19 protein-coding genes and 1 pseudogene are annotated in these 19,773 nt (G+C 63.4%); 10 read left to right on the forward strand and 10 right to left on the reverse strand.

Going from position 1 to position 19,773, the window contains the following annotated elements:
- Nucleotides 1-87: 87 nt before the first annotated feature.
- The 3 genes and pseudogenes from G5V57_RS34725 to G5V57_RS01035 all read left to right on the forward strand — a co-directional run.
- Nucleotides 88-603 (forward strand): annotated as a pseudogene (locus G5V57_RS34725) (MFS transporter); the annotation flags it as partial.
- The gene (locus tag G5V57_RS34730) at nucleotides 551-1,264 is read left to right on the forward strand and encodes an MFS transporter (protein WP_371744705.1); all 714 of its coding nucleotides are present in this window, start codon (nucleotides 551-553) and stop codon (nucleotides 1,262-1,264) included. The pseudogene G5V57_RS34725 and the gene G5V57_RS34730, both read left to right, overlap by 53 nt.
- A gap of 8 nt (nucleotides 1,265-1,272) precedes the next feature.
- Entirely contained in the window at nucleotides 1,273-2,481 is a 1,209-nt protein-coding gene (locus G5V57_RS01035) for a multidrug effflux MFS transporter (RefSeq protein WP_165165788.1), read from the forward strand.
- Here the strand turns inward: G5V57_RS01035 and G5V57_RS01040 are convergent, their stop codons facing one another.
- The 3 genes from G5V57_RS01040 to G5V57_RS01050 are packed head-to-tail and all read right to left on the reverse strand — an operon-like array spanning nucleotide 2,482 to nucleotide 6,807.
- Entirely contained in the window at nucleotides 2,482-3,567 is a 1,086-nt protein-coding gene (locus tag G5V57_RS01040; protein WP_165165789.1) for a sugar phosphate nucleotidyltransferase, read from the reverse strand. It lies immediately after the preceding gene.
- Nucleotides 3,564-4,376: a glycosyltransferase family 32 protein gene (locus tag G5V57_RS01045; protein ID WP_165165790.1), complete on the reverse strand. Its 813-nt coding sequence runs from the start codon at nucleotides 4,374-4,376 to the stop codon at nucleotides 3,564-3,566. The genes G5V57_RS01040 and G5V57_RS01045 overlap by 4 nt, the downstream gene beginning before the upstream one ends.
- A gap of 1 nt (nucleotide 4,377) precedes the next feature.
- Nucleotides 4,378-6,807 (reverse strand): FAD-dependent oxidoreductase, encoded by a 2,430-nt coding sequence (locus tag G5V57_RS01050; protein WP_165165791.1) that lies wholly within the window; start codon nucleotides 6,805-6,807, stop codon nucleotides 4,378-4,380.
- Nucleotides 6,808-7,004: 197 nt separating this feature from the next.
- Between G5V57_RS01050 and G5V57_RS01055 the strand changes: the two genes are divergently transcribed.
- The 3 genes from G5V57_RS01055 (at nucleotide 7,005) to G5V57_RS01065 (ending at nucleotide 9,200) form a co-directional block, all read left to right on the forward strand.
- On the forward strand, nucleotides 7,005-7,661 hold the full coding sequence (locus G5V57_RS01055; RefSeq protein ID WP_165165792.1) for a DUF1194 domain-containing protein: 657 nt from the start codon (nucleotides 7,005-7,007) through the stop codon (nucleotides 7,659-7,661).
- Nucleotides 7,658-8,650: an aldo/keto reductase gene (locus G5V57_RS01060; protein ID WP_165165793.1), complete on the forward strand. Its 993-nt coding sequence runs from the start codon at nucleotides 7,658-7,660 to the stop codon at nucleotides 8,648-8,650. The genes G5V57_RS01055 and G5V57_RS01060 overlap by 4 nt, the downstream gene beginning before the upstream one ends.
- Nucleotides 8,651-8,771: 121 nt before the next feature.
- Nucleotides 8,772-9,200, forward strand: coding sequence for a c-type cytochrome (locus G5V57_RS01065; protein WP_165165794.1), 429 nt, complete (start codon nucleotides 8,772-8,774; stop codon nucleotides 9,198-9,200).
- 48 nt (nucleotides 9,201-9,248) lie between these two features.
- On the opposite strand, the gene potE is transcribed toward G5V57_RS01065, so the two are convergent.
- The 7 genes from potE to G5V57_RS01100 form a co-directional block, all read right to left on the reverse strand.
- Nucleotides 9,249-10,598: a putrescine-ornithine antiporter gene (potE, locus tag G5V57_RS01070; RefSeq protein ID WP_165165795.1), complete on the reverse strand. Its 1,350-nt coding sequence runs from the start codon at nucleotides 10,596-10,598 to the stop codon at nucleotides 9,249-9,251.
- Between the two features lie 26 nt (nucleotides 10,599-10,624).
- Nucleotides 10,625-12,916 carry an Orn/Lys/Arg decarboxylase N-terminal domain-containing protein gene (locus G5V57_RS01075; protein ID WP_165165796.1) on the reverse strand — a complete coding sequence of 764 codons (2,292 nt, stop codon included), beginning with the start codon at nucleotides 12,914-12,916 and terminating at the stop codon, nucleotides 10,625-10,627.
- Between the two features lie 119 nt (nucleotides 12,917-13,035).
- Complete coding sequence (locus G5V57_RS01080; protein ID WP_165165797.1) at nucleotides 13,036-13,395, reverse strand: tRNA-binding protein; 360 nt, start codon at nucleotides 13,393-13,395, stop codon at nucleotides 13,036-13,038.
- Nucleotides 13,379-14,035 (reverse strand): TetR/AcrR family transcriptional regulator, encoded by a 657-nt coding sequence (locus tag G5V57_RS01085; protein WP_165165798.1) that lies wholly within the window; start codon nucleotides 14,033-14,035, stop codon nucleotides 13,379-13,381. Before G5V57_RS01085 ends, G5V57_RS01080 begins: the two co-directional genes overlap by 17 nt.
- Nucleotides 14,036-14,066: 31 nt before the next feature.
- Nucleotides 14,067-14,888, reverse strand: a complete 822-nt coding sequence (gene proC / locus G5V57_RS01090; protein ID WP_165165799.1) for a pyrroline-5-carboxylate reductase — start codon at nucleotides 14,886-14,888, stop codon at nucleotides 14,067-14,069.
- Nucleotides 14,885-15,388 carry a YbjN domain-containing protein gene (locus G5V57_RS01095; RefSeq protein WP_371744706.1) on the reverse strand — a complete coding sequence of 168 codons (504 nt, stop codon included), beginning with the start codon at nucleotides 15,386-15,388 and terminating at the stop codon, nucleotides 14,885-14,887. The genes proC and G5V57_RS01095 overlap by 4 nt, the downstream gene beginning before the upstream one ends.
- Nucleotides 15,389-15,572: 184 nt before the next feature.
- A complete protein-coding gene (locus G5V57_RS01100) occupies nucleotides 15,573-15,884 on the reverse strand; it encodes an accessory factor UbiK family protein (RefSeq protein ID WP_165165800.1) in 312 nt (103 codons plus the stop codon).
- 95 nt (nucleotides 15,885-15,979) lie between these two features.
- On the opposite strand from G5V57_RS01100, the gene lgt reads away from it, so the two are divergent.
- From lgt to G5V57_RS01120, 4 genes are read left to right on the forward strand one after another with little or no spacing between them, the layout of a single operon-like run.
- Nucleotides 15,980-16,783 (forward strand): prolipoprotein diacylglyceryl transferase, encoded by an 804-nt coding sequence (lgt, locus tag G5V57_RS01105; RefSeq protein ID WP_165165801.1) that lies wholly within the window; start codon nucleotides 15,980-15,982, stop codon nucleotides 16,781-16,783.
- Nucleotides 16,780-17,847 carry a class I SAM-dependent methyltransferase gene (locus G5V57_RS01110; protein WP_206530165.1) on the forward strand — a complete coding sequence of 356 codons (1,068 nt, stop codon included), beginning with the start codon at nucleotides 16,780-16,782 and terminating at the stop codon, nucleotides 17,845-17,847. The genes lgt and G5V57_RS01110 overlap by 4 nt, the downstream gene beginning before the upstream one ends.
- Nucleotides 17,844-18,614, forward strand: a complete 771-nt coding sequence (gene pgeF / locus G5V57_RS01115; RefSeq protein ID WP_165165802.1) for a peptidoglycan editing factor PgeF — start codon at nucleotides 17,844-17,846, stop codon at nucleotides 18,612-18,614. The genes G5V57_RS01110 and pgeF overlap by 4 nt, the downstream gene beginning before the upstream one ends.
- 4 nt (nucleotides 18,615-18,618) lie before the next feature.
- On the forward strand, nucleotides 18,619-19,770 hold the full coding sequence (locus G5V57_RS01120) for a Xaa-Pro peptidase family protein (protein WP_165165803.1): 1,152 nt from the start codon (nucleotides 18,619-18,621) through the stop codon (nucleotides 19,768-19,770).
- The last annotated feature ends 3 nt before the right edge of the window (nucleotides 19,771-19,773 follow it).

Raw genomic sequence — 19,773 nt, forward strand, 5'->3', positions numbered from 1 at the left:
GCGGTTCGCGGTTATTGTCCGCTCCATCCGCGAAAGCCCCTTATGACAACCAGTCCCAGCCGCGCCGGCGCCGAATTCATCGCGCTCATGGCGCTCACCTTCTCGCTGATCGCGATGTCGATCGACTCGATGCTGCCGGCGCTTGGCGACATCGCGCGCGATCTCGGCGCCGCGAACCCGAATGACCGGCAGTTCGTGCTCACCGCCTTCTTCGCCGGATTGACGCTGGGCCAGTTCGTCTATGGCCCCATTTCCGACAGCACCGGCCGCAAGCCCGCAATGTATGCGGGCTTCGGCTGTTTCATCCTGGGCGGCCTCGTCTGCGCCTTCACGACCGATTTCACCGTGATGATCCTGGGTCGCGCCTTGCAGGGCTTCGGCGCCGCCGGCCCGCGCATTGTCGGCACGGCAATGGTGCGCGATCTCTATGCCGGCCGCGCCATGGCGCAAGTGATGTCCTTCGTCATGGCGGTGTTCATCATGGTGCCGATCCTGGCGCCGTCCATCGGCCAGCTCATCCTGCTCGTCGCCGACTGGCGCAGCATCTTCTATGGCCTCGTCCTGGTCGGCGCGATCAACTTCATCTGGCTGGCGAGGCGCCGACCCGAAACACTCGAGCCCTCCGCCCGGGCCCCCCCTCTCGCTCAGGAATGTCCTGCGTTCCGCCAGGGAGGCGCTCTCCAACCGCATCACCCTCGGTTACACGCTGGCCACCGGCTTCATCTTCGGGGCCTTCATCTCCTATCTCGGCACCTCGCAGCAGATATTCCAGGACCAGTATGACGCCGGCAAGCTCTTCGCCGTCTATTTCGGCGTGCTCGCCGCCGGCATCGGCTGCGCCTCCATCACCAATGCCACGCTCGTCACCCGCTTCGGCATGCGGACACTGTCCAAGCTGGCGCTGCGCGCCGCCTGCCTGTGGTCGCTCGGTTTCCTGGTGATCGCTTTCCTGCTCGGCGGCCATCCGCCCCTGTGGTTCTTCCTTGTCTTCATGGTCGTCCTGTTCTTTTGCAACGGCCTCCTCTTCGGCAATTACAACGCGCTTGCCATGGAACCCATGGGCCATATCGCCGGCGTCGCCGCGGCGGTGATCGGCGCCGGATCGAGCCTCATCGCGGTCGTCGCCGGCACGTTGATCGGCAGGCTCTATGACGGCACCGTGATCCCGCTCGTCGCCGGCTTCGCCTGCATGGAAGTGGCGGCCTTCCTCCTTACCGAATGGGCCGAGCGCGGCCGGCCCAAACGGGTGATCACGCCCAGCTGATCACCGGCATGACACAACCTGCCCCTGCCCGCTCGAGCATCGAGTTCATCACGCTGATGGCGCTCACCTTCTCGCTGATCGCCATGTCGATCGACGGGATGCTTGCCGCGCTGGGCGAGATCGCGCATGACCTCGGCGCCGGCGATCCGAATGACCGTCAGCTGGTGCTTACCGCTTTCTTCGCCGGCCTCACTGTCGGACAGTTCATCTATGGCCCGATCTCTGACAGCACCGGGCGCAAGCCCGCGATGTATGTCGGCATCGTCTGCTTCATCGCCGGCGGCCTAATCTGCGCCTTCAGCACGGACTTCACCGTGATGATGCTCGGCCGCATCCTGCAGGGCTTCGGCGCCGCCGGCCCCCGCATCGTCGGCATGGCCATGGTGCGCGATCTCTATGTCGGCCGCTCCATGGCGCGCATCATGTCCTTCGTCATGACGGTGCTGATCCTGGTGCCTGTCCTCGCCCCCTCCATCGGCCAGCTTATTCTCCTCGTCGCCGATTGGCGCATGATCTTCCTGTCGCTGGCGATCGTCGGCGTCCTCGACTTCCTGTGGCTCGCCACGCGCCAGCGCGAGACGCTGGCCAAGGCGGATCGCGTGCCCTTGTCGATCACGCGCATCCTGCGCTCGGCCTGGGAGGCCTTGTCGCACCGCCGCACACTGGGCTACACGCTGGCGACCGGATTCATCTTCGGCGCCGTCATCTCCTATCTCGCCACTGCCCAGCAGATATTCCAGGAACAATATGACACCGGCCAATTGTTCGGTCTCTATTTCGGCATACTGGCCGCTGGAATCGGCATCGCCTCCTTCGCCAATGCCCGCCTGGTGATGCGCTTCGGCATGCGCAATCTGTCCAAATGGGCACTGCGCACCTCCTGCCTGACCTCGCTCTGCTTCCTGCCCGTAGCGCTTCTGCTCGGCGGCCATCCCCCCTTCTGGGTCTTCATGGCCTATATGACGGTCCTGTTCTTCTGCAACGGACTGCAATTCGGCAATTACAGCGCGCTCGCGATGGAACCTATGGGCCATATCGCCGGCGTCGCCGCAGCCGTGGTGGGTTCCCTCTCGAATCTTATCGCCGTCCTCACCGGCACGCCGATCGGCCGGCTCTATGACGGCACGGTCATCCCGCTTGTTGCCGGCTTCGCTGGACTGGGCGTCGCGGCGTGGCTCGCGATCGAATGGGCCGAGCGCGACGGAAAAAGGACGTGATCACGTCTCATCCGTGACGGCGATCAAGCGAAGCTCATTCTCACCCATATTCTCGATCCGGCGCGTCTCTCCCGGCTGAAGCCGGACGAACTCATTCGCGCGTAATTCGGCGCCGTCAAACGCCGCGATGCCCTCCGCCACGATCCAATGCTCCGGCCGGCGGGTGGCGATCGTGATGGCGCCGCGCGCTTCGATGGTGAAGCTTCTGAGCCGGCCCTGTGCCCGCCGCTGACTCTCGAGAAGCCGATGAAGCGTCCGCCAGGAGCCGATATCCGCCCAGTCAAAAGAAGCTCTGACGACCATGGCATGTGTCGTCTTCTCCATGACGGCATGATCGATCGACCGGCTCGCGGCCCGGCCGAAAGCGGTATCTTCCAGATGAAGCGCATTCGCCGCGCGGCGGGCATTCTTCACCGCCTGTGTGATAGTGTCGGCCGTCGCCGCATCGAATGCCCGATACTCCGCTAAGAGAGTTGCGACCCGGAACAGGAAGTTGCCGCTGTTCCACAGCAGCCCCTCTTGCATATAGCTGGCCGCACTTTCCGCATCCGGCTTCTCGACGAAACGGCGCACCTCATGGGCGTCCCCGTGCGCCCGCTCGCCCGGCTCGATATAGCCGTAGGCGGTCGCCGGGTGATCGGGCACGATGCCGAAGGTGACGATCGCGCCGGCTTCGGCCGCAGCAAGCCCTCGACGGCAGCTCTCGCGGAAGCCCTCGATGTCCCTCACCCAGTGATCGGCCGCGAGCGCGAGGACCAGCGCATTCTCGCCAAACGCCTCGACTACAAGCAAAGCGCCGGCGAGAATCGCCGGTCCGGAATTGCGCCTTTCCGGTTCGAGCAGGATCTCTCCTGTCATGCCTGAGGCTGAAAGCTGCACACGCGCATCGGCCTCGTAATCGCCATGGGTGACGATCATCGGCGGGCCGAAGAGGCTCGCATCGGCGACACGACGCAACGTCTCCTCAAATGTCGAATGCTCGCCGATAAGGCGCAGGAATTGCTTCGGCCGGCCGTCGCGCGACAGCGGCTGGAGCCGGCTCCCCGATCCGCCGCAGACGATCAGAGGGATGATCGGCGCTGTCACGTGGACGAGCGCAGATGCGGACCGACAAACCAGCTGCCGGTCCAGTAGGTGACGAGTGAGGAACTCGGGAAGAGTTCTCCGGCTTGCGACGGACTCAGGAGGTCGCCACGCAGAATGCTCTTCCTTATGGCCTGCCCCTGCTCGTCGTCCCAGCTGACGGGATACCACTCCTCCGGTTGCAGGACGTGGATCGCCGACCAACCGGGCTTGGGGTGAAGATCGTGGCGGAGCAGCCGCCGCATCTCGCCGATTACATCGGCGGGCCGCGGACGACCGCCTCCATAGGCGAGAAGCGCTTTCCTCAGAAGCACAGGCCCGGTGATCTCCTCCGGGCGCACAAGTTGTTCGGACAATGCCGCGGCATAAGCGATGACATAGAGCCAGAATTCCTCGCGCGGCGTCGACGCCATGATGGCATTGGGAATGGAATGATGCACGGAAGCCGGTTCGGTTTTCATCCTCCCCAGCAGGACACCACCACGGTCGAGGACCTGATCGAGCGGCTTCAGGCATTGTGTGTCGAGATCCGCGTAGAATCCACCAAACACATAGAGATAGAAGTAGCGCACCATGTCGGCGCGATAGATCTCGGCCGGATAAGCGTCATAGGTCATAAGGAACCAGGGAAAGTATCTGGCGATGAAAGCGCGGTTGTCGGCATCGTCCCAGAGATCGAACTGATAACCGGGATTCTTGTCGAGGAACGAGCTCCGCCAATAGGCGAAGTTCGCCGGCAACTCCGTCTTTGATTTCCAGGTCTGGAATATGCGTTTAGGGATGAGACGGCTGCCCCCGTCCGTAACCGTCATGTCATCTCCTCATATGCTCGCCCTTGGGATCGAACAGCGGCTCGCGCTGCGGCCTGGCCTTGTGGCGCTTGCCGATGATCTCGATTTCGAAGCCTTCTTCCTCACCGGCAACTTCCTTCGGCACATAGCCGAGCGCCACCGACCGGCCGACATAATGGGCATAGCCGCCGGATGTGATCCATCCCACCACTTCGCCCTTGTGCCAGATCGGCTCGTCGCCGATGACATCGACATCCTTGGTCTCGACGGTGAAGGTGATGAGCCTGAGCTTGCCGCCCGTATCCTTTTCGCGCAGCGCGGCGTCGCGGCCAATGAAGTCGTTCTTCTTGAAGGAGACGAAGCGTCCGAGCCCAGCCTCGAGCAGGCCATAAATGGGGCGGTACTCGCGCGCCCAGGTGCCCCAGGACTTCTCGAGCCGGAGCGACATCAGAGCCCGGCCACCGAAATGGGCAAGCCCGAGCTCACGCCCGGCCTCGACGATCATGTCATGCAGAGCGGCGAGATAGTCCGAGCGCACCCAGATTTCGTAGCCGAGATCGCCGGTGAAGGAGACGCGTCCCACCTTGGCCGGCACGAGGCCCAGATCCATCTCGCGGAAGGCCATGAAGGGCAGCGTCGCGTTGGAGACATCCGCATCGGTGAGCTTCGCCAGAAGCGCGCGGGCGCGTGGACCGGCGATCGAAAGCCCCGTGAGCTCCACGGTGAGCGGGCGCACCACGACGCTGCCGTCCTTCGGCAGCCGCGCCTCGAACCAGCGCATATGGTAGTTCTCGGCCGGCCCCGAACCGAAGATGTAGAAGCGTTCGTCATCCGCTTTGGCGACGGTGAAGTCGCCGATGAGCTTGCCCGCCTCGTTGAGCATCGGCGTCAGCGCCAGATGGCCTTTTGCGGGAATGCGGTTGGCGAGGAGATGCGACAGCCAGCTCTCTGCCTCCGTCCCGGTGATCTCATATTTGGCATAGCCGGTGATCTCGATCACCCCGACGCGCTCGCGCACTGCGCGGCACTCCTCGCCGATGATCGGGAAGGCGTTGGAACGGCGGAAGGTGATCTTCTCCATAGGCTTCTTGCCTTTGGGCGCGAACCACAGCGCCTGTTCGAGCCCGTAGCTCGCGCCGAAGAAGGCGCCCATGGCCTTGAACCGGTCATAGAGCGGGCTGGTGCGCAAGGGCCGCGCCGCTGGCAGTTCTTCATTCGGGAAGGTGATGCGGAAGCGTCGACCGTAATTCTCGATCACCTTCTTCGAAGTATAGGACATGTTCGCCCACGAGCCGTAGCGCGCCACATCCATCGCCCAGATGTCGAAGCCCGGATCGCCGTCGACGATCCAGTTCGAAAGAGCGAGACCGACACCGCCGCCCTGGCTGAAGCCCGCCATCACCCCGCAAGCCACCCAATAATTGTGCAGGCCACGGATCGGGCCGACCAGCGGATTGCCGTCCGGCGCGAAAGTGAAGGGCCCGTGGATGACATTCTTGATGCCGGCCTTGGCGAGTGCCGGATGATGCTGGAAAGCGCGCTCGAGATTCTCGGAGATATGATCGAGATCGGGTGGCAGGAGTTCGGTCGAGAAGTCCCATGGCGCCGCTTTCGGCGACCACGGCCGTCCGTTCGGCTCGTAGGTCCCGACCAGCGCGCCCGAGCGTTCCTGCCGCATATAAAGCTCGCCGTCGAAATCGATGCAATGCAGCATCTCGCGGCCGGTCTCTTTGTTGAAGGCGACGACTTCAGGGATCTCTTCCGTGATGAGATACTGATGCGCCATCGCGAGGATCGGCAATTCGAGGCCGACGAAGCGGCCGACCTCACGCGCCCACAGGCCGCCGGCATTGACGACATGTTCGGCCTGGATGGTGCCCCCCTGGGTGACGACGTCCCAGGTGCCGTCCCGGCGCTGCACCGTATCGGTGACTCTGGTTTTGCGGATGACTTCGGCGCCCTGGATGCGCGCCGCCTTGGCATAGGCATGCGTCGTGCCGGAGGGATCGAGATGGCCTTCGAGTGGATGGAACATGGCGCCGATGAACTGCTTCTCGTCCAACAGCGGCCAGTGCTTCTTCGCCTCTTTCACCGGGATCAGTTCGGTCGGCACGCCCAGGTAGCGATTGCGCGCATGCGCCATCTTGAGCCAGTCCCAGCGGTCGCGGTTGGAAACCAGCATGACGCCGCCGGTCAGATGGACGCCGGTCGCCTGGCCCGATATCTGCTCGATCTCCTTGTAAAGATTGATCGTATATTCCTGCAGCTTCGCCACATTGGGATCGCCGTTCAACGTGTGGAAACCGCCCGCCGCGTGCCAGGTCGATCCCGACGTAAGCTCGTCGCGCTCGATCAGCACGACATCTTTCCAACCCCGCTTGGTGAGGTGATAGAGCACCGACGCCCCGACGACACCGCCGCCGATGACGACAACACGAGCCTGACTGCGCATGGGATTTCCTTGAAAGGACGGGGATATTTCGAGACTTTGTAGCCAATGCCACCTTCTGCCGCAACGGCGCGGCAAAATTTCGGCGGTGAGAAGTTCTCAACCCCGTTGAGGGTCTGTACACTTGGCGCACCATGCGTCACCTGCTGGCCGTATTGCTATTCGCCGCGAGCCTTCCCTTCGCGGACGCAGCCTGTGGCATGACCACCGACCTCGAAATCGTTCTGGCCGTCGATGCCTCGGGCAGCGTCGACGACCGGGAATATGCGCTGCAGCTCAAGGGCATCGCACGAAGTTTTCGCGACGCCGCGGTGCGTCGGGCAATTCGCTCCGGCCCCACGAAGAGTATCGCCGTCGATCTGCTCGTCTGGGCGGAACCGCAGGTCCCCAAGGACACGACCGGCTGGTTCGTCATCGCGTCCGATGAGGACGCCGAGCGCTTCGCCGTCACGGTCGAGTCCTTCCCGCGCCGACAGAGCGGCGCGACGGCGATCGGCGAAGGGATCGCCGCCGCGCTGCGCGCCATCGACGGTAATGACATCGTGTCCCAACGCGCCGTTGTCGACGTGTCGGGTGACGGGCGCGAGTCGGTGGCGCGCGAATATACGGTCCTCGTCGACCAGGCGCGCGCAATGGCCTTGAGCCGCGGTGTCGTGATCAACGGCCTCGCGATCCAGAACGAAGTCGGCGATCTTGCCGATTACTATCGTCGCAATGTCCAGGCGGGGCCCGAAAGCTTCGTGATGGCGGTCAGGGACTATGAGGATTTCGCCGAAACGATGCGCCTGAAACTCCTGCGCGAGATCGAGTATCGTCCACGCCTCGCCCGCCATTTCGAGAAAAGGAGAATCCCATGAAACACCGCACGCTCGGTAAGCTCACCGTTTCCGCCATCGGCCTCGGCTGCATGGGCATGAGTTATGCCTATGGCGGCCAGGAAGAGGCGAAATCCATCGCGACCTTGCGGCGCGCCGTCGAACTCGGTGTCACCTTCTTCGACACCGCGGAAGCCTACGGGCCGTTCGAGAACGAGGTCCTTGTCGGTAAGGCCCTGAAGGACATGCGCGACAAAGTGGTGATCGCGACGAAATTCGGCTTCACCTTCGGGGCGGCCGGCGCGGGCTCATCGCCGATCACCGGTGTCGACAGCCGGCCCGAGCATGTGAAGGAAGTGGCCGAGGCCTCGCTCAAGCGGCTGGGGATCGACCAGATCGATCTTTACTACCAGCACCGTGTCGATCCCAATGTGCCGATCGAGGACACGGTCGGGGCGATGGCCGACCTCGTGAGGCAGGGCAAGGTGAAGGCTATCGGGCTATCGGAGGCAAGTGCGGCGACCATCCGCCGGGCGCACAAGGTACACCCTATTGCCGCGGTGCAGAGCGAGTATTCGCTATGGACGCGCGATCCGGAGGCGGAGGTGTTGCCCGCCTGTCGCGAGCTCGGCATCGGTTTCGTGCCCTATAGCCCGTTGGGGCGCGGCTTTCTCGCCGGCGCCATCCGCTCGGTCGAGCAATTGGCCGACAATGACTGGCGTCGCACGCAGCCACGCTTCCAGGCCGATGCCATCAAGGCCAATCTCGCTTTCGTCGAAACGCTCGAAAGCATCGCCGCCGGCAAGAAGATCACGCCCGCGCAGCTGGTACTCGCCTGGGTGCTGCATCAGGGCGATTTCATCGTGCCGATCCCGGGCGTCCGTAAGATCAATCACCTTGAGGACAACGCCGCGGCGGTCGATGTCGTGCTGACGGCCAAGGAGCTCGCCATGATCGCGGCGGCCGTGCCAAAGGAGGCCGTAGCCGGCAAACGCTACACCGACGAGGGCTTGAAGCTCGTCAATGGCTGACGCGCCTGGCGCATCCACAGAGGAAGATTGATTTCGGTCAAAGACCTGGGGGACGGAGTCCGTTAAACGAAAAGGCGGGTGCCCGAACACTTGAATGGCGGGCACCGCGAAGAGGTTTTGGATGTCGGCTTTCTCTCACAGAAACTGCCTTGCGGTTCTGTCCACTTTGCTCCTTTCGTATTCCATTGGGACGACTGTAGTCGCTGGCGCCACGCTGTCGTCGGAAGCGGACTTCGGCTTCTCCTGTTCGGGTTGTCACGGCGAAGACGGACGAGGCGGAGGTTCGAAGGCCTTCGGCCTCGGTGTCGAGGCGCCGGACCTGACGACCCTGACGGCACACAACAAGGGAGTGTTCCCGCGCGAGAGACTGCGCCGCATCATTGATGGTCGCGAAGATATCAAGACTCACGTCGACCGGGAGATGCCGGTCTGGGGGCAGATTTTCAAGCTGGATGCCGAACAGGGGATGGGCGGCGTCGAAGGCGACAATGCGACCGTGCAGGAACGCATAGAAGGCCTGATCGACTTTATCGAGACACTTCAGAGATGAATCATTTGGCCGGCCCGAACCCGGCAACGGCCTTTCGGGCCGATGCTCTCACTCCTGGAGTGATAGTCCCGGGTTCTTGACGCCAGCATCGACCTCGGCCTGGTAGAAGCGCGCGCTGACAAAGCCGAACAGCGTCCAGCCGGCAAAGACGCACAGGCCTCCGAGCATCAGCGCCTGCTCGCCCGAGCTGTAGAGCGCGTAGAAGCTGTAGGCGGTGGCGATCATGGCAATGATGTTGGTCACCAGCGCGGGGCCGGCCGGCACCCGCGCGATCTTCTGGATGGTGATGAGGGCCGCCATCGACATGACATAGGGCACCAGATTGGTCACCACCGCGAAGTCCACGATCTTCTGGAACTGGCTGCTCAGTTGTGGACTGATCGTCATCAGCGACAAGGCGATCTGTGCGACGAGCAGGACAAGCATGCCGACGATCGGCGTGCCGGACTTGGTCGCCATCTTGAAGATCGGCAGGAAATAGCCGACATCGGCCGAGCTCTTGAACACCTGCGCCACAGTGAACTGCCAGCCGAGCAGCGAACCGATGCAGGCGATCACCATGGCCGTGGTGACGATCTGCCCGACCAGCGGCGAGAACATGGTGGAGAAGACGAGGCCGAAGGGCGCGTTGGATTGGGCGAGCTGGGCATTGGGGATGATGCCCGCGATGACATTGGTCGAGACGATGTAGATGATCGCCGCGCCGATCGTGCCGCCGAGCACCGCGATCGGGACGTCGCGCTCCGGATTCTCCGCCGCATCGGCATTGGCGCAGGCCGATTCGAGACCGAGAAAGGCCCAAAGCGTGATCGAGATCGAGCTGCCGACCGCGGGCAGGAAGTCGAGATTGCGCGGGTTCCAGGCCTCCGTCCAGGTGGTGCCGCTGAACCAGAACCAGCCGAGGATCGCCACGGCGACCACAGGCCCGATGACGCCCCACACCGTGACCGCGCCGATACGGCCGGTGATGCGCGCGCCGCCGAAATTGGCGGCTGTCGTCACGATGAGAAGGATGATCGTCCAGAGGCAGGTCTGCAGCGGCGTGAGCGAGGTATTGAACAGCACCATGCCATAACCCACCGCGGTGATGGCGATGGCGACATTGGCGATGACCAGCGACACACCGTATGTGTAGTTCGCCATGAAATTGCCGGCCTTGCCGAAGGCATATTCGGCATAGCCGCCCATGCCGCCCGGCTTGCGGCTGAGCGTGCCGCAGCGCGCGAAGGCGTAAGCGAGAGCGAGCGAGCCGCCGGCCGTCACGAGCCAGGAATAGAGCGAGATCGTGCCGACTTCGGCGAGCTTGGACGGCAGCAGGATGATGCCGGAGCCGATCATGTTGACAGCTGTCAGGATGGTCAGCTGCCAGACATTCATCTTGGATTTTGATACGCTCATTCCCTGCCCCCTCTCGTCAGTCCGCCTCAGCGCAGACAGTAGATGCGGTAAACGCCATTCTCCACCTCGACCCCATGCGTGTCGTGGGTGAAGCCCGGAAAGCGCAGATCATAGGATTCCAGCGCCTTCAGATAGCCAAGCAGGGGCCCGTCGGCGGCGCCGGCATTCTCGCCGGGCATCAGCAGTGGAATTCCAGGCGGATAAGGCACGACGCCGGTGGCGACGGTGCGGCCGGCGAGTCCGGCGAGCGTCACCTGCTCGACATCGCCCTGAACCAGTCGCTCATAGGCGTTTACCGGGCTCATATCCGGACGCGGCAGGACCGAGAATCCGGCCGCCATGTTGGCCGTGGTCTTGAGCTGGTCCATCGCCTGGAACATCGTGTCGGCGAGGTCCCTGAGCCCCATTCCCGTATAGCGGTCGGGATGATCGGCGACGAGCGAGGGAATGGTGAATTCGAGCGACTGATTGGCGTCGTAGTCGCGCTTGAAGTCGCACAACGCGCTGACCAGCGAACCCCATTTGCCCTTGGTGACGCCGATCGAGAACAGGAACAGGATGGTGAAATCGGTCGTCTTCTCCACCACGATTCCGCGCGCGTCGAGATAGGCGGTGACGACGCTGGCCGGAATGCCGACCGGTATCAGCCCGCCGCCCGGTGCGACACCGGGCGTCACGATCGAAACCTTGATCGGATCGAGCATGCAATAGCCGTCCTCGATCTCACCGAAACCATGCCACGGCTCGCCTGGCTTCAGCACCCAGCAGGACGGGTCAGTGGTCAGCGCCTCGGCCGAAGCTTCGTGGAACAGGCTCGTGCGGCCGGTCTTGGGATCGCGCACCTTAGGCGGTTGCCAGCAATCGAAGAACCACTCGCCCTTGTCGGCGAACTCGTTGTTGAGCCGGGCGATCATCTGGCGGAAGGCCACCGCTTCCTCGATCGATTCACTGGTCAGCGCCTGGCCGCCCGGCCCGTCCATCATCGCCGCCGAGACGTCGTTCGACGCGATGATCGGATAGCAGGGCGAGGTCGAGGCGTGCATCATGAACGTCTCGTTGAAGAGCCCGTGCGGAATGGGGCGCCTTCCGTCGCGCACATGGATGAAGGAGGCTTGCGACAGTGCCGCCAGCAGCTTGTGCGTCGACTGGGTGGCGAACACCGTGGGCTTGTCGGCAGTGTGATCGCGCGGATCGCCATGCATGCCGAACCGGTCGCGATAGATCGGATTGAAGCGGGCATAGCCGTACCACGCTTCGTCGAAATGCAGGCGGTCGACACTGGCGCCGAGCAACTCCTCGAGCCGCGTCACATTGTAGCAAAGGCCGTCATAGGTCGAATTGGTGATGATGGCGTGCTTCGGCTGCCGATCTTTCAGGCCGGCGGTGAGCGGATTGGCATCGATGGCCTGCCGGATCGCGACGGCGGTGAGCCGTTCCGGCGGGATTGGCCCGATGATGCCGTAATGGTTGCGCGTCGGCACGAGATAGGTCGGGATCGCGCCCGACATCGTCATCGCGTGCTCGGCCGATTTATGGCAATTGCGATCGCACAGCGCGATCTGGTCGCGGCTGACGCTCGCCATCAGGATCACCCGGTTCGAGGTCGATGAGCCGTTGGTGACGTGATAGCTGCGATGCGAGCCGAACACGCGCGCGGCGTATTTCTCGCTGGCGCCGATGGGGCCCGAATGATCGAGAAGCGAGCCGAGCTCGCCCACCGAGATCGAGAGATCGGAGCGCAGCAGCCTTTCCCCGAAGAACTCGAAGAAGGCGCGCCCAGGCGGTGACTTGAGAAAGCCGGTGCCCCCGGTATGGCCTGGCGTGTGCCAGGAGTATTCGTGCACCGTCGCGAATTTGGCGAGTGCGGCGAACATCGGCGGCAGCACGGTGCCGCGATAGCGCAGGATCGCCGCCTCGATCCGCCCACCGACGAAATCGACAGTGTCCTCGAGCATCCAGACGAAATCACTGACCTTTGACATGATGCTGGCCGGCACGGTCGAGGCGACGCTGCGGTCGGCGAGGAGAAAGACCGGGATAGTGGCGTTACGCTGACGCACAGCCTCGACGACAGAGGCCGAGAGATCGTGTCCTTCGGGACCCAGATCCCAGTCGAGAAGAATGCATTGCAAAGCGGGATCCGAGCGGATGATCGCAATGGCATCATCGGCGGCCGTGGCGGTGACGACCTCGACATCCCTGCGTTCGAGTTCCGCTACAAGGCCTCGCACGGCACTGCCGGCGGCGCTCTGCTCAGATAATTCGTCATCGACGACGAGAGCCTTTAATCCAAGAGTACGCCGCGCGGATGCAGTCATGGCTTTCTCCTTTTGAAGCGGAGTATGATCCTGCCGGCTAGGCTACACAAGATTCCTCTCACTTGCGTGACGTTCTGTCGCTCATTAGCGACAACGGAATATTCTATGAAAATCCAAACTTAATAGAGTCGGCCGCCATTCGGTACCGGGCGTTCGATCGCCGCGAGCACGACCTCGCCATCGCCATCTGGGAAACCCAGCGTCAGAACTTCCGACATGAATTTACCGATCTGCCGTGGCGGGAAATTGATCACCGCCGCGACTTGTCGCCCCACCAGCTCATCGAGTTTGTAATGTCTGGTGATCTGAGCGGAGGATTTCTTTACGCCGATCTCGGGGCCGAAATCGATCTTCAGCTTGAAGGCGGGCTTGCGTGCTTCCGGAAAGGGCTCCACCTCGATGATGGTCCCTGCCCTGATATCGACTTTGAGAAAATCGTCGAAGCTGATCGGCGCTGGCTTGTCAGTCGGCTGTGTCATGGGCCTGTGTCTTGGTTGTCCGCTCTTCCCTGAAGCTGCGGAAGACGCGGGCGAAGCCAGAGCACAGGGCGACCGGCGTTTCAAGCCGTTTCATCAGCGCCTCGCCGTCGCGCAATTTGCGGTCGAGCGCCGCCATGGTGCGCGCGAGTCCTTGATCGTCATCCTTGAGCCATATCATCAGCGTGTCGGCGGCGATCTTGGCGAGCCCCAGCCGCGCCGCATCACCTCTGAAACCGGAGAGCTTTATATCCGCCGCTGCCAGCATCCAGCCCTGGGTGACCAGCGACGACGCCAGGAGCGCCAGCCATTCGACTGGACCATCAGCCGGCGCTTTCACGATGCTGGCGATCGCCGACTTGTGAGGCGCCAGCAATTCGAAGCGGCGCAGCATGATGTCGAAGAGCCGGTCATGCGCGTCGCCCTCGACCGGATCGGCGGCAAGCGAGCTGAGAAGCTGGCTGTCCAGGCGGCGCGCGAAGGCGTCCAGTATGTCGGGCTTCCCGGATACGTGGCGCGCCAGCTCGGCGAGGCTCACGCCCGCGGCCTCGGCGATGGCGCCGAGCGTGATTTCCGGCCACGGCCGCTCGGCCGCCAGGCGAAGGGCTGCGTCGACGATGAGATCGCGCGTCTCAGTGCTCATAAAGCGAGTGTAGCGGAGCCTTGGGCCGCCGTCAGCTTGCCAATTCACGCGAGCGGCGGGTTGCCGCATCGACGGCCTTCTCCATCAGGGGAGAAAGACCGTCCTCGGCCATCAGAACCTGCAGGGCCGCATAGGTGGTGCCCTTGGGCGAGGTCACATTCTGCCGCAGCGTTGCGGCCGGAAGCCCGCTCACCCGCATGAGCTCACCCGAGCCCGCGACCGTGGCGCGCGCCAGCTGCGTCGCGATGTCCTCCGGCAAGCCCATGGCGACGCCCGCTTTCGCCAGGCACTCGGTGAGATAAAAGACATAGGCCGGGCCCGAGCCCGACACCGCTGTCACCGCATCGATGAGCGCCTCGTCGTCGACGGTCACCACTTCGCCGATCGCCGACAGCAATTCCCTGGCGAGCGCGATCTGGGCCGCAGACACATTCTCATTGGCCGCCATGGCGGTGATGCCGCGCCCGACCGCCGCCGGCGTGTTCGGGATGGTGCGGATGATCGCGGCATCGGCGCCGAAATGGCGGGCGAAGGAAGCGATGGTCTTGCCCGCCGCCACCGAGACGACCAGCGGTCGTGAGGCCTTCAGCGACGCGACGCCCGGCAGCACGTCCTCCATGATCTGCGGCTTGACCGCGACGAGCACGACCTCGGCGTCCTTGATCGTCGCGACCGCCGGATTGTGCCGGATGCCATGCTTCTGAAGCAGCGCCAGGATCTCGGCGGGCGGTGCCGGATCGAGCGCCACCACCTGCTCGGGCCTGACGCCGCTCTTGAGCCACCCTTCCAGCATGGCGCCGCCCATCTTGCCGCAGCCGACCAGCACCAGTGTGCCTGTGAGGGAAATGCTCATGCCTCACCCATCGTGTCGAGAAGGCTCGCCTCGAGCGCTTCCTCGGCGCTCTTGCCGGCCCAGATGACGAATTGCAGCGACGGGAAATAGCGCTCGCAGGTCTCGATGGCGACGCGGATAAGCGCCTCGCATTGCGCGTCGGTGGCATGAGCGCCACCCGCCAGCATGAGGCTGTTTCGCAACAGGACCGAGCCGTCCTGCCGCCAGATATCGAAATGGCCGAAATAGAGCTGCTCATTGACGAGATTCAGGAGCCGGCCGATTTCCTCGCGCCGCGGCGGCGGCACCTTGAGGTCGTAGCTGCAGGCGATATGCAGGCTCTCGAAATCCTCGCGCCAATGGATCGAGATGCTCATGTCGCCCCAGGTGGCGGCGACGATCATGTTCACTTCGTCTTCCGCCGACCGGTCGATGAACCATTCATGGCCATGTGCGATCTGCTCGACACGGTCGAGCGGGTTGGACGTATCCTTAAAGAGCGATTGCAGGCTCGCCATCATTATTTCCCAGTGACGAATCAACTCGTCGGTCCCTGGGAGACCGTGCCCAAGCGTTTGAGTCGCATCAAGATGGCATTAACCATGGAGGTGATTCCTCCACAGCGGATTTCATTGATAGACGCTCGTTCGAGGCATCCGCCCGAGAATTGTGCGCGGTTTTCGGATAGACCGATGCGAGATAGCTTTAGTGAGCAGCGGCCGCGCTATCGCCGGATTGCTCCTTCGCGGAGCTGGCCGTCGGCGGCTCAATGCCGAGTCGCGCCTCGAGCACCGCAATGCGCTCATTGAGGCGATCATTCTCCTCGCGCGCCTTTTGCGCCATTTCGCGCACGACCTCGAAGTCCTCGCGCTTGACGACGCCCACATCGTTGAGCACGCGCTCGACCTGAGCCTTCACCAGCGTGTCGATCTCGCGGCGCACACCTTGCGCGGCGCCGGCCGCATTGGTCGCGAGCTTGGCGAGCTCATCGAAGAACCGGGATGATGTCGTGGTCATGGGTCACGCTCCTGTGGCCCTTCAATTAAGTGTGAGCGAGGCGCAATTCAAGGGTGGCTTGACCAATCACTGCCGGACGGCCAGTTTCACCCGCCATGCTCGAATTCCCCAATATCGACCCCGTCGCCTTTTCCATCGGCCCTTTTGCCGTGCGCTGGTATGCGCTCGCCTATATCGCCGCCCTCCTCTTCGCCATCTGGTATGCCAAGCGGCTCGTAAGCACCCAGGCACTATGGGCTGGGCGCCAGCCGACCGCCACGCCGTCCCAGATCGATGACCTCTTTGTCTGGATCGCGCTCGGCGTGATCCTCGGTGGCCGGCTCGGCTATGTGCTTTTCTATAATCCGCTGCACTTCCTCACCAATCCGCTCGACATCTTCCGCATGTGGGAAGGCGGCATGTCTTTCCATGGCGGATTTCTCGGCGTGGTCGTGGCGCTGTACGCCTTTGGCAAGAAGCATGGCATGACGCTCGATCGCCTTCTCGATCTCGGCGCCGCTGCCACACCGGTTGGCCTGGGCCTCGGACGGCTCGCCAATTTCATCAATGGTGAGCTCTACGGGCGGGCGGGCAGTGCGCCCTGGACGATGATCTTCCCGAATGATCCGCTCCAGGTTCCGCGCCATCCAAGCCAGCTCTATGAGGCGGCCCTCGAGGGCCTGGTGCTCTTCCTCGTCATCCGCATTGCCACGCATCGCTATCAGGCGCTGAGTCATCCGGGCCGCGCTTCCGGCCTCTTCGCCCTGGGATACGGCCTGTCGCGCATCATCGTGGAATTCTTCCGCGAGCCCGACGCACAGCTTGGGTACTTCTGCGGCTTCATCACCATGGGCATGATCCTGTCCCTGCCGCTGGTCGCCATCGGCATCTGGCTGCTCGTGCGCTCGCGTCGGACATGAGAAAGCCGACACCGCTCGAGACTCTCATCATCGCGATGATCCGCGAGGACGGGCCGATGCCGCTCGATCGCTACATGGCGCTCTGCCTCGGCCATCCGGTCCATGGCTACTACATGTCGCGCGATCCCTTCGGCCCTGAGGGCGACTTCATCACCGCGCCGGAAATCTCGCAGATTTTCGGTGAGCTCATTGGCATCTGGGCCGCCGCCGCCTTTCAGGCCCTGGGCGCCCCCGCAGCCTTTCACCTCGTCGAGCTCGGTCCCGGTCGCGGCACGCTGATGAGCGACATCCTACGTTCCAGCCATGTCATGCCCGGCTTCCGCGACGCCGCACGCATCCATCTCGTCGAGACGAGCCCCGCCTTGCGCAAACAGCAGGCCGATAGGCTCGGTACCGGAGTCATCTGGCATGAGAGCATTGCGACCCTCCCCGAGGGCCCGGCGATCGTCATCGCCAACGAGTTCTTCGACGCGCTGCCGATTCGCCAGTTTGAGGCCCGCGATAGACAATGGATGGAACGTCGTGTCGGTCTCGGCGCCGATGGCGGTATGGTCGTCGGACTTGCGGCGCAACAGCTCGACCGGCCGCCGGCCGCCGACGGAACGATCCTTGAGATGGGCTCCTCGCGTGACGACATCGCCCGGGAACTTGGCGCTCGCTTCGTCGCCGGGCCGGGGGCCGCGCTCATTATCGATTACGGCCATGTCGCTTCCGGCTTCGGCGACACGCTGCAGGCGGTCCGCCGCCACAAATTCTGCAGCATCCTCGACCGCCCGGGCGAAGCCGATCTCACCTCGCACGTCGACTTCGAAAGTCTGCGGAACGCCCTTGCCCAAGGCGGCGCTGTCACGCATGGCCCCATCACCCAGCGGCAGTTCCTGCTGAGCATGGGACTCGAAGCGCGCGCCTCCCTCCTTAGCCAGAGAGCCAAGCTCAATGAACGCAAGGTCATCGGCCGCGCCGTCGAACGGCTTGCCGGGGACAATCAAATGGGTAACCTGTTCAAGGTCATGGCGGCCACTTCGCCCGGACTTTCCACCCCTTATCCCTTTGGTTCGCGATGATCGAAGCTTCCGACCTCAAATCCTCGACCGGCCTGCGCCACGGCTTCTTCACCCGCCAGGGCGGCCACTCGGCGGGTCTCTTCGCCTCCCTCAATTGCGGCTTCGGGTCGGGCGACGACAAGCCGACCGTGGCCCGGAACCGAGCGACCGCGGGTGATGCGCTCGGTGTTTCCGCGAGTCACCTGCTTACCGTGTGGCAATGGCATAGCCCCGACGTGATCGTCGCCGATGCGCCATGGGATCCGCTGGCAGCGCCCAAAGGCGATGCCATCGTCACCGCGAAACGCGGCCTTGCGGTCGCGGTGCTCACCGCCGACTGCGCGCCACTCCTTTTCGCTGATACGGAAGCGGGCGTCATCGGCGCTGCCCATGCCGGCTGGAAGGGCGCGCTCGCCGGCGTCAGCGATGCGACCATTGCCGCCATGGAGAAGCTTGGCGCACGGCGCCGGCGCATCACCGCGATCATCGGACCGACAATTTCGCAGCCCGCTTACGAGGTCGGCCCGGAATTCCCGGCGCCCTTCCTCGCCCAGGATGCGGACAATGCCGATTTCTTCGCCTCGTCCGGAACGGCGCGCCACCACATGTTCGATCTGCCCGGCTATCTCGCCCGGCGCATGACCGGACTGGGGATTGGCAAGGTGGTCGATCTAGGGCTCTGCACCTATTCCGACGAGGATCGGTTCTACAGCTATCGCCGCGCCACCCATCGCCGTGAGCAGGACTATGGCCGGCAAATCTCGGCGATCGTCTTGAACGCGGATTAGCGACATGGCTCTTCATTTCGACAGAGGCGAATACAAGTCACGCATCGCGAAGGCGCGCGGCGCGCTGGAAGCCGAAGGACTTGACGGTCTCCTGATGTTCCAGCAGGAGAGCATGTATTACCTCACCGGCTACGACACATTCGGCTTCTGCTTCTTCCAGTGCCTGTATCTGGGCGCCGAGGGAAAGCTGGCGCTTCTCACCCGCGCCCCCGATCTGCGTCAGGCACAGCACACCTCCATAATCGAAGACATACGCATCTGGACCGACCAGGCCGGCGCCAAACCCGCGACGCAACTGCGCGACTTGCTGGCGAGCGTCGGCGCCAAGGGCAAGCGCCTCGGGATCGAGACCAACTCCTACGGCCTGACCCATTTCAACGGCAAGGCGGTCGACGCGGCGCTCAAAGGCTTCTGCACGCTGAGCGAAGCGACAAATCTCGTCGACCGCCTTCGGCTCGTGAAATCGGACGCCGAGCTCAAATATGTGCGCAAGGCCGGCAAGCTCGCCGACCTGGCGCTCGAGGCCGGCATTGCCGAGACGCGCGCCGGCGCTGACGAGGGTCGCATCCTTGCCGCGCAGCAGGCGGCGATCTTCGCCGGCGGCGGCGATTATCCCGCCAATGAATTCATTATCGGCTCTGGCCCCGACGCGCTGCTCAGCCGCTACAAGTCCGGCCGGCGCCGGCTGGCGAGGCGCGATCAGCTCACTCTCGAATTCGCCGGCGTCTACCGCCATTATCACGCTGCCCTCATGCGCACCGTCATCATCGGCAAGCCCGGCAAGGCGCATGAGAGGATGGATGCCGCCTGCCGTGCCGCGCTTGCCGCCTGCGAGGCGGAACTGCGGCCCGGCAAGGTGGCCAGCGATGTCTTCGACGCGCATGCCCGCGTGATGGACGATCATGGCATGAGGGCGCATCGCTACAATGCCTGCGGTTATGCTCTGGGGGCCAAGTTCACGCCAAGCTGGATGGATTATCCGATGTTCTTCACCGGCAATCGGACGGAACTAGCCGCGAACCAGGTCTTCTTCCTGCACATGATCCTGATGGACAGCGAGAGTGGCCATGCCTTCAGCCTGGGCAGGACTTACATCATCGGACATGCTAAACTTGAGCCGTTGTCGAAGTATCCATTGGGGATGATTCTGCGCTGATCC

The organism is Nordella sp. HKS 07 (assembly GCF_011046735.1).
In the GTDB taxonomy this organism is placed as follows: Bacteria; Pseudomonadota; Alphaproteobacteria; order Rhizobiales; family Aestuariivirgaceae; genus Taklimakanibacter.

What these genes read in the sequence shown, in the direction of transcription:
- G5V57_RS34730 (WP_371744705.1), top strand. Translation starts at nt 551, where the DNA reads ATGGCCTCGTCCTGGTCGGCGCGATCAACTTCATCTGGCTGGCGAGGC.
- G5V57_RS01035 (WP_165165788.1), top strand. Translation starts at nt 1,273, where the DNA reads ATGACACAACCTGCCCCTGCCCGCTCGAGCATCGAGTTCATCACGCTG.
- G5V57_RS01045 (WP_165165790.1), bottom strand. Translation starts at nt 4,376, where the DNA reads ATGACGGTTACGGACGGGGGCAGCCGTCTCATCCCTAAACGCATATTC.
- G5V57_RS01050 (WP_165165791.1), bottom strand. Translation starts at nt 6,807, where the DNA reads ATGCGCAGTCAGGCTCGTGTTGTCGTCATCGGCGGCGGTGTCGTCGGG.
- G5V57_RS01055 (WP_165165792.1), top strand. Translation starts at nt 7,005, where the DNA reads ATGACCACCGACCTCGAAATCGTTCTGGCCGTCGATGCCTCGGGCAGC.
- G5V57_RS01060 (WP_165165793.1), top strand. Translation starts at nt 7,658, where the DNA reads ATGAAACACCGCACGCTCGGTAAGCTCACCGTTTCCGCCATCGGCCTC.
- G5V57_RS01065 (WP_165165794.1), top strand. Translation starts at nt 8,772, where the DNA reads ATGTCGGCTTTCTCTCACAGAAACTGCCTTGCGGTTCTGTCCACTTTG.
- potE (WP_165165795.1), bottom strand. Translation starts at nt 10,598, where the DNA reads ATGAGCGTATCAAAATCCAAGATGAATGTCTGGCAGCTGACCATCCTG.
- G5V57_RS01075 (WP_165165796.1), bottom strand. Translation starts at nt 12,916, where the DNA reads ATGACTGCATCCGCGCGGCGTACTCTTGGATTAAAGGCTCTCGTCGTC.
- G5V57_RS01080 (WP_165165797.1), bottom strand. Translation starts at nt 13,395, where the DNA reads ATGACACAGCCGACTGACAAGCCAGCGCCGATCAGCTTCGACGATTTT.
- G5V57_RS01085 (WP_165165798.1), bottom strand. Translation starts at nt 14,035, where the DNA reads ATGAGCACTGAGACGCGCGATCTCATCGTCGACGCAGCCCTTCGCCTG.
- proC (WP_165165799.1), bottom strand. Translation starts at nt 14,888, where the DNA reads ATGAGCATTTCCCTCACAGGCACACTGGTGCTGGTCGGCTGCGGCAAG.
- G5V57_RS01095 (WP_371744706.1), bottom strand. Translation starts at nt 15,388, where the DNA reads ATGATGGCGAGCCTGCAATCGCTCTTTAAGGATACGTCCAACCCGCTC.
- G5V57_RS01100 (WP_165165800.1), bottom strand. Translation starts at nt 15,884, where the DNA reads ATGACCACGACATCATCCCGGTTCTTCGATGAGCTCGCCAAGCTCGCG.
- lgt (WP_165165801.1), top strand. Translation starts at nt 15,980, where the DNA reads ATGCTCGAATTCCCCAATATCGACCCCGTCGCCTTTTCCATCGGCCCT.
- G5V57_RS01110 (WP_206530165.1), top strand. Translation starts at nt 16,780, where the DNA reads ATGAGAAAGCCGACACCGCTCGAGACTCTCATCATCGCGATGATCCGC.
- pgeF (WP_165165802.1), top strand. Translation starts at nt 17,844, where the DNA reads ATGATCGAAGCTTCCGACCTCAAATCCTCGACCGGCCTGCGCCACGGC.
- G5V57_RS01120 (WP_165165803.1), top strand. Translation starts at nt 18,619, where the DNA reads ATGGCTCTTCATTTCGACAGAGGCGAATACAAGTCACGCATCGCGAAG.